The organism is Streptomyces sp. DvalAA-14, from assembly GCF_900091855.1.
Classification (GTDB): domain Bacteria; phylum Actinomycetota; class Actinomycetes; order Streptomycetales; family Streptomycetaceae; genus Actinacidiphila.
The window spans coordinates 1-7,711 of sequence record NZ_FMCH01000129.1; the positions used below are offsets into that span (position 1 = coordinate 1).

General features: G+C 72.7%; 8 protein-coding genes. 5 read left to right on the forward strand and 3 right to left on the reverse strand.

The annotated features are described in order from the left end of the window. The 3 genes from GA0115240_RS05915 to GA0115240_RS05925 all read right to left on the reverse strand — a co-directional run. On the reverse strand, nt 1–1,699 hold a 1,699-nt coding region (locus GA0115240_RS05915), incomplete at its 3' end, for an MDR family MFS transporter (RefSeq protein WP_107407106.1). After that, a complete protein-coding gene (locus GA0115240_RS05920) occupies nt 1,696–2,271 on the reverse strand; it encodes a MarR family winged helix-turn-helix transcriptional regulator (RefSeq protein ID WP_202451073.1) in 576 nt (191 codons plus the stop codon). The genes GA0115240_RS05915 and GA0115240_RS05920, both read right to left, overlap by 4 nt. A gap of 175 nt (nt 2,272–2,446) precedes the next feature. Beyond that, nucleotides 2,447–3,151, reverse strand: a complete 705-nt coding sequence (locus GA0115240_RS05925; protein WP_093735596.1) for an SDR family oxidoreductase — start codon at nt 3,149–3,151, stop codon at nt 2,447–2,449. A 119-nt stretch (nt 3,152–3,270) separates the two neighbouring features. Here GA0115240_RS05925 and GA0115240_RS05930 point away from each other — a divergent pair, with 119 nt between their 5' ends. The 5 genes from GA0115240_RS05930 to GA0115240_RS05950 form a co-directional block, all read left to right on the forward strand. Next, nucleotides 3,271–3,882 (forward strand): TetR/AcrR family transcriptional regulator, encoded by a 612-nt coding sequence (locus GA0115240_RS05930; RefSeq protein WP_093735597.1) that lies wholly within the window; start codon nt 3,271–3,273, stop codon nt 3,880–3,882. A gap of 264 nt (nt 3,883–4,146) precedes the next feature. After that, nucleotides 4,147–5,448 carry an ROK family protein gene (locus GA0115240_RS05935; protein ID WP_093735598.1) on the forward strand — a complete coding sequence of 434 codons (1,302 nt, stop codon included), beginning with the start codon at nt 4,147–4,149 and terminating at the stop codon, nt 5,446–5,448. A gap of 347 nt (nt 5,449–5,795) precedes the next feature. Continuing rightward, on the forward strand, nt 5,796–6,308 hold the full coding sequence (locus GA0115240_RS05940; protein ID WP_370673284.1) for a flavin reductase family protein: 513 nt from the start codon (nt 5,796–5,798) through the stop codon (nt 6,306–6,308). Nucleotides 6,309–6,443: 135 nt separating this feature from the next. After that, nucleotides 6,444–7,508: an ABC transporter substrate-binding protein gene (locus tag GA0115240_RS05945; protein WP_093735600.1), complete on the forward strand. Its 1,065-nt coding sequence runs from the start codon at nt 6,444–6,446 to the stop codon at nt 7,506–7,508. After that, nucleotides 7,505–7,711: hypothetical protein (locus GA0115240_RS05950; protein WP_141708741.1), on the forward strand; the 207-nt coding region annotated here is incomplete at its 3' end. The genes GA0115240_RS05945 and GA0115240_RS05950, both read left to right, overlap by 4 nt.

Consider the following 7,711-nt stretch of genomic DNA (forward strand, 5'->3'; position numbering starts at 1 on the left):
CGGGCCGGGGGAGCCGGGCCACGTCGGCGGGGTCCGTGCCGGTGCCGGGGCTGCCGGCCCGTGCCGCGGCGGTTTCCGCCTCGTTCCGGGCCTGGTTTCCCGAGACCATGCGCAGCGGCACCTCCTTCAGGCGGGTCGAGAGCACGATGGCCGCCAGCAGCAGGACGGCGACGATGGCGAAGACCACGTCGCCGGCGGCGGAGAAACCGGTGAAGAACGGGTGGCTGAGCGGCTTGGCCAGGCCGTTCAGGAACGAGGTGTCGTCCAGACCGCCGCCCAAGTGCTGGTGCAGCGCGGCGAGCTGGTCGGGGTGGGCCTTGCCGGCCGCGATGAAGGCCGGGTCGTTGGCCGCCTTCGTGTAGGCGTGGCTGATCTTGGAGCCGGCCAGGGTGAACAGCACCGACAGGAAGATCGCGGTGCCCAGGGTGCCGCCGATGGAGCGGAAGAAGGTCGACGAGGCCGAGGCGACACCCATGTCCTTCGCCGGCACCGCGTTCTGCATCGCCAGCACCAGGCTCTGCATGTTCAGGCCGAGCCCGATGCCGAAGACCGCCATGTAGATGTCGGTCTGCCACAGGGGCGTGTCGGCGCCGATCGTGATCATCAGGCCCATGCCGACGACCATCAGGACCGACCCGATCACCGGGAAGATCTTGTAGCGGCCGGTGCGGGCGATGAGCTGGCCCGCGCCGAGCGAGGAGAGCATGAGGCCGGCGACGAGCGGAAGCAGCAGCAGACCGGACTTCGTCGGGGAGGCGCCCTTGACGATCTGCAGGTAAAGCGGGATCACCGACAGGCCGCCGAACATCGCCATGCCGATGATGGTGATCTGGGCGGAGGCGACCGAGAAGGTACTGCTGCGGAAGAGCCGCAGCGGAAGCAGCGCGTCGTCGCCCATCCGGTGCTGGACCCAGACGAACAGTGCGAGACCGGCCGCGCCGGTCAGGTAGCAGGCGAACGAGCCGGCCGAGGCCCAGCCCCAGCTCTGGCCCTGCTCGGCGACGACCAGCAGCGGCACCAGCCCGACGGCGAGCAGGACGGAGCCCCACCAGTCGATGCGGCGCTCGCGGCGGACGTGGTCGAGGTGGAGCACCTTGGCGATGACGACCAGCGCGAAGGCCGCGATGGGGACGTTGATGTAGAAGATCCACCGCCAGCCGGCGGCGCCCAGGAAGCTGTCGGTACCGGAGAACAGACCGCCCAGTACCGGTCCGAGGACGGAGGCGCTGGCGAAGACGGCCATCATGTAGCCCTGGTAGCGGGCGCGCTGGCGGGGCGGGATGATGTCGCCGATGACCGCCAGGGCGAGCGGCATGATGCCGCCGGCGCCTATGCCCTGGAAGGCGCGGAAGGCGGCCAGTTCGTACATCGACTGGGCCAGGCCGCACAGAGCCGATCCGACCACGAAGATCACGATGGCGAGCATGAACAGCCGCTTGCGGCCGTAGATGTCCGACAGCTTGCCGAACAGCGGTGCGGCGATGGTGGAGGTGATCAGGAACGCGGTGGTGACCCACGCCTGCGCGGACAGGTCGTTGAGGTCGTTGCCGATCGTCTTGATCGCCGTCGAGACGATCGTCTGGTCCAGCGCGGCCAGGAACATGCCCAGGACCAGTCCGGACAGGATCGTCAGGATCTGGCGGTGGGTCAGCGTGCCGTCCGGCGGGGCGCCCGCCGGACGGCTTGCGGTGGTGCTCATGTGGTGCTTCCTTCTTCCGAATCGGTACGAGCGGGGCGTCGGGCCGCGCCGGCCGTCCAGTGGGCGTGCGTCGTGTCGTAGGCGGCGGTGAACCGCTCGAGCAGGTGGGCGAACCGGCCCCGTTCCTCGGGTGACCAGCCGCTCAGCACCTCCTCGAAGAAGGCGAGGCGGGCCCGCTCGTGCTCGGCGATCACGGCCCGGCCGGCGTCGGTGACCACCAGCAGGCAGGCGCGGCCGTCGACCGGGTCGGCCCGGCGCACCAGCAGCCCGCGCGTCACCAGCGTGGCCACCTGGCGGCTGACCGTGGACAGGTCCGACTGCACGCTGGCGGACAGCGCGCTCGCCCGCATCGGGCCCTCCGTCGCCGCCGTACGCAGCAGCATCTGCGTGGCCGAGTCCACGTCGTCGCTCGCCGCGGCGAGCAACCGGGCCTTGGACCGCCGCACCGTTCGGAGCAGGTCGATCACCGAGTCCGCGACCGCGGCCACCGTGGCCCCGGGGCCCTCGTCCTCGGCGCGCACGGCGCCTTCGCCGTGTTCCGCAACGGGCATCGCGTCCACCTGCTCGGCCATCGCTTCACCTCCGTCCCTACTTGTATAACGCAACCACTTGGCCTATGCAAGTATGACGCCGCGAGCGGGCGTTCCCCCCGAACTGCCCGCCCGGGGGAACGCCCGCTCGTCCGACAGCGGCGCCGGCCGCCCACGCCACCGCGAAGACGTGGACGGTGAAACCGGCCGGCGGTCCTCAGCCCGCCAGTTGGGGATACATCGCCTCCGGCCCGAAGGCCAGGCCGCCCTTCACCCGCTTGCTGATCTCGTCGGCGACCACCTCGTGCAGACCGGCCTCGACTCCTTCGAGGGTGATCCGGGCGATGTCGGCCGGATCGGACTTCGGGACGTCGTGCCGGGCCGCCATGTCGGTGTCCATGTATCCGACGTGCAGCGCGGTGACCTGGGTGCCCTGCCCGGCCAGCGCCAGCCGCAGGGAGTTGGTCAGCGACCACTCGCCGGACTTGGCCACCGCGTACGCGCCGTCGCCGGGGGTGACCAGCCAGGACAGTACGGACAGCACGTTGACGACCGCGCCGCCGCCGCCCCGCGCCAGCGCGGGGGCGAAGGCCCGGCTCACCGCCAGGGTGCCGATGACGTGCGTGTCGAACTCCAGCCGGAAATCGGCCAGATCGCCGTCCAGCACATGGGCTCCGGTGTCCGTCCCGGCGTTGTTGATCAACAGCGTGACGTCCTGGGCCCGCGCGGCCGCCGCCCGCACCGAGTCCGGGTCGGTGATGTCCAGCGCCAGCGGCACGGCGCCGGGCACGGTGACCTTCCTGGGGTCGCGGGCCGCGGCGTAGACCTTGCTCGCCCCGGCGTCCAGGAGCGCGCGGACGAACCGCTCGCCGAGTCCCCGGTTGCCGCCGGTGACGAGTGCCACCGAGCCGTTGATTTTCATGGGAAGTCCTTCGCTGAGGAGGCGGCCCCCGGAAGGGCCGGCGAGGTGGAAACCGATCGGTTTCCAAAAATGTAGACCGATCGGTTTCCGCTGTCGAGCCGTCGCGCTAGAATTCCGTTATGAGCAAGACCACACCGCCGCCCGCACCGGCCGGACGAACGCGGCGGACGGACCGTCCGTCGCCCCGCGACCGCCTGCTCGACGCGGCGGCCGAGCTCTTCTACCGGCAGGGTGTGGGGATCGGCATCGACGCCCTGTGCAAGGCGGCCGGGGTGTCCAAGCGCTCGATGTACCAGCTCTTCGACAGCAAGGACGAGGTGCTGGCCGCCGCGCTGGAACGGCGCGGTCCCCAGCTGATGGAGCTGCTGGTCCCACCCGCCGACGGGCCGCAGGACCCCCGCGCGCGGCTGCTGTACGTCTTCGAGCGGCTGGAGGAGGAGGCCGTCGCGCCCGGCTTCCACGGTTGCCCGTATCTGAGCACCCAGGTCGAACTCAAGGACCCCGGACATCCCGCCAGCGTCGTGGCCGCCCGCGGCAAACAGGGCCTCACCGACTTCTTCCGCGCGGAGGCCGAGCGCGGCGGAGCGGCCGACCCCGAGCGGCTGGCCCGGCAGCTGACGCTGGTCTACGACGGCGCGAGCGCCCGGGCGGGCATCGGGGCGGATTCCCTGGAAGGGCTGGCGGCGGCCACGGCCGCGTCGCTCATCGACACAGCCGGCATCGGCCGATAGCGGGCCGGCCGGCGGCGGCCGGCGGCGGCGCGGTGTCCAGGATGCGGTCAACGGTTTGACCGACTTCCCGGCGGCCCGTTACGTTGCGCGGCATGCAGCGGACCACACACCTGACGACGCGAGGTCACGTCGACCTCAAGCGTGTGTGCTCCGCGGCGTGTTACCAGGTCTGAGCGCACCGCTCCGCTGCCGGAGCGCCAACGGGGCTGCCCGCCCGCCGGTCTCACGACCGGCGCGGTCCGGACGGCAGCCGCGCCGCCACTCATGACCTGGAGGGCATCCGTGGTACGACCCCCGGACAACCGCCGCCCCGCCCCGCTGGCTCCGCCGACTCCCCTGCGCCGCGCCGACGCAGCGCCGCCGGTCCGCCGCGCCTCCGCGGCCGGCGCCGTGCTCGGCACCATCCTCGACCACGGGCCGGTGGCCCGCAGCACCGTGGCCCGGCTCACCGGGCTCTCGCCGGCGGCGGTCAGCGGGCACTGCGCCCAGCTCCTGGCCCGCGGCCTGATCCGGGAGCGCGCGCAGACCACCGGGCCGCGCGGGCTCGGCCGGCCCCACATCCCGCTGGAGATCGACACCCGCCGCTACCTGGTGGCCGGTTCGCACATCGCCGTCACCAACTCCACCGTGGCGCTGATGGATCTGCGCGGGCGGATCGTCGCCCAGGACCGGCGACCGCACCGGGACCCCGAGCCGGAGCAGGTCCTCGGCGGCATGGCCGGACGGCTGAGCGGCCTCACGGCAGCGGCCGGCGCCGGCCGGACGGTGCTCGGCCTCGGCCTGGCCACCGGCTACCGGGTGGACACCGCGGCGGGCACGATCATCGACCACCCCCGGCTCGGCTGGCGCGATGTGCCCGCCCGGGACCTGCTGACCGCGGCCACCGGCCTGCCGGTGCACGTGGACAGCCACTCCCGCGCGCTGGCCCGCGCCGAGCAGCTGTTCGGCGATGTCTCGGCCCGCGACAGCTGCGTACTGCTGTTCGTCGGCGCGGTGGTGGACGCCGCCTTCGCCACCGCGGGCACCGTCCACCGAGGACCCCGGTCGAGTGCCGGCAGCGTCGCCCACCTGCCGGTCGGCTCCCTCGGCGCGGACCGGCACGCCCGCCCTCCGCAGGGCGCCGAGCCCTGCGTCTGCGGTACGCCGGGCTGTCTGCAGTCCGAGGTCTCCGAACCGTCCGTGCTGCGCCGGGCCCGCGCCCGGGGCCTGCCGGTGGCGGACTTCCCGGATCTGCTGGAGCTGGCGGTGGCCGGCGACGAGGTCGCGAAGGGGCTGTTCCGGCGCCGGGCCCGACTGGTCGGCCGGGTCGCCGCCTGGCTGCTCGACATGTTCGACCCCGAGGTGCTGGTGGTCGTCGAACAGGGCGCCGGGCGGATGCCGGAGTGTCTGGCGGAACTGCGCGCCGAGGTCGGGCGGCGGTCCTGGGTGTGCGACGACCCCGAGCGCTCGGTGGTGCCGAGCAGCTTCACCGGTTCGGTCCTGCCCGTGGCCGGCGGCGCGGTCGCCCTCGGCACGCTCTACGCCGACCCCCTCGGCCCGTGGCCGGCGTTCTCCGCGGCCGGCTGACCGCGGGATGACCGCGCCGGCCGCGCCGTCCGACTTAATTCAGGCAGTCGCATTGTTGACCGCGGCAGAACTCCCCGGGGAGAATGGATTCATGACCAGCAGCCGACGGAATGAGCGGAAGGTGTCCATCGCGGCACGCCCTTTCCGTACGGCCGCCGTCCCGGCGGGTGTAAACGCCCGGCGCGAGTGTTGTCGCCCCCGCGCCTGATCTCCGTACGCCCTTTCTGATTTCCGTCCGTTTTCCGTCCGTATTCCATCCGTGTCGCGCCCGCATGCGCGCGGGCCGGTGCGGCCTGCCCGGCCCCGCCTCCTTCGGCGCCGCCCGCACCTTCATCCCTGGGGGAGACTTGACCAGCACCGCGTCCTCGCGTCCCGCAACGGGCATCGCCCCGGAGCGGTTCAAGCAGGTGTTCCGCAGGCATCCCGCCGGGGTGGTCGTGGTCACCGTCGACTGCGGCCGCGGACCGGCCGGCTTCACCGCGACCTCGCTCACCTCCCTGTCCCTGACCCCGCCGCTGGTGTCCTTCGGCATCTCCGCCACCGCCTCCTGCTGGCCGCACGTGGCGCGGGCGGCCGGCGCGGTGGTGAACTTCCTGGCCGCCGAACAGGAGGACGTGGCACGGCGGTTCGCCACCAGCGGCATCGACCGGTTCGGCGCGCCCACCCGCTGGCACCGGCTGCCGCAGGGCGAACCGGTGCTCGACGAGGTGACCGGCTGGCTGCGGGTCCGGCCCGTGCAGATCGTCCCGGCCGGCGACCACCGGATCGTCGTCGCCCGGGTCGAGGAGTCCTGGCTCGACGACGGCGGCCGGCCGCTGCTCTTCCACGACGGCACCTACCACCCGGTGCCGTCGGCCTGATCCCACCGGCCGGCCGGCCCACCAGGCACCCGTCCGTCCGTCCGTCCGACCGTCCGACCGCCCGACCGAGCTGTGCTGCGATCGATCCGACCGGCGGCCGGATTTCGTGTCCGCCCCTCACCAGGAATGCGAGCCATGCCCCTCAGTTCTGACTCCCCCCTCGTCCGCCGCAGATCATTTCTCGCGCTCACCGGAGGCGCTGCGCTCGCTCTGGCCGGATGCGCCCGTAAAAGCGAAGCCGGATCGAATTCCGTGGCCAGCCGCATACTTCCGTCCAGCGCCCCGCCACCGGGAACGAAACTCGCCATATCCATCCACACCGCACAACTCCAGCTGGCCGATTCCGGGCTCGGCAAAAAGCTGCCGTTCACCGTCTCCAGCTGGCCGAATCTCACCGCCGGCCCCGATGTCATCCAGGGATTCCGCGCGCATTCCATCGATCTCGCGTCCAACGCCGGAATTCCGCCGATCCAGGCCCAGGCCATCGGACTCGGCGCCCGGATCGTCGCCGTCCAGACCCGGAACCACCCCATCTACACCTTCGCCACCCGGCCCGGCAGCGGCATCCGCGACGTGCGGGACTTCCGCGGGAAGAAGATCGGCTTCTCCCAGGGCCAGGCCCAGGGCGTGGTGGTGCTGCGCGCGCTGAAGGAGGCCGGGCTGAAGAACTCCGACGTCAGGCTGGTGCCGCTGCCCAGCACCCAGTTCCTGACCGCCCTGCAGGCCAAGCAGGTGGATGTGGCGCCGCTCGCCGAGCCCACCCTCACCAAGTACCTGGGGCAGTACGGCCGGGACGGCGCCCGCGGGGTGCACACGGACGTGGTGGACCTGCTCACCATCCTGTGGGCGCCGGTCGACGTGCTCAACGACGAGGCCAAGGCCGCCGCGATCCGCAGCTTCGTCCCGCTGTGGGCGCGGGGCGTGGTGTGGGCGTGGGAGAACAGCGAGGCGTGGATCGCGTCGTACTACGTCAAGGACCAGGGCGTCACCGCGGCGGACGGCCGGCGGATCGTCTCCGCCCTGGCCCGCCCGCAGTTCCCGGTCAGCTGGGACAAGGCGATCGCCTGGGAGCAGGAGAGCGCCGACCTGATGGCCGAGGGCGGCTTCGTGCCGAAGGTCGACGCGGCCGGGCTGTTCGACCGCCGCTTCGAGGGGCTCGCGGCGCGGGCCGTCGCGCCGCAGTACCAGGTGGCGTCATGACCGAGGCGCTGTCCCGTATCCGTACAGCGGATCCGCCGGTCGCGGTCGCCGAGCCCGCGGCCCGCGCTTCGGCCACCGGCACCGCTACCGGCGCTGGCACTGCCACCGAAACCGCCCCCGCCGCCGGCACCCGGCACGTCCCCGCGGGCACCGAGCGCGCGGGCGACGAGCGGCGCGGCACCCGGCGCCGGCTCGGGCCCGGC

Excerpts from the sequence above, each read along its gene's own strand:
- GA0115240_RS05920 (WP_202451073.1), bottom strand. The coding sequence starts at position 2,271 with ATGGCCGAGCAGGTGGACGCGATGCCCGTTGCGGAACACGGCGAAGGC.
- GA0115240_RS05925 (WP_093735596.1), bottom strand. The coding sequence starts at position 3,151 with ATGAAAATCAACGGCTCGGTGGCACTCGTCACCGGCGGCAACCGGGGA.
- GA0115240_RS05930 (WP_093735597.1), top strand. The coding sequence starts at position 3,271 with ATGAGCAAGACCACACCGCCGCCCGCACCGGCCGGACGAACGCGGCGG.
- GA0115240_RS05935 (WP_093735598.1), top strand. The coding sequence starts at position 4,147 with ATGACCTGGAGGGCATCCGTGGTACGACCCCCGGACAACCGCCGCCCC.
- GA0115240_RS05945 (WP_093735600.1), top strand. The coding sequence starts at position 6,444 with ATGCCCCTCAGTTCTGACTCCCCCCTCGTCCGCCGCAGATCATTTCTC.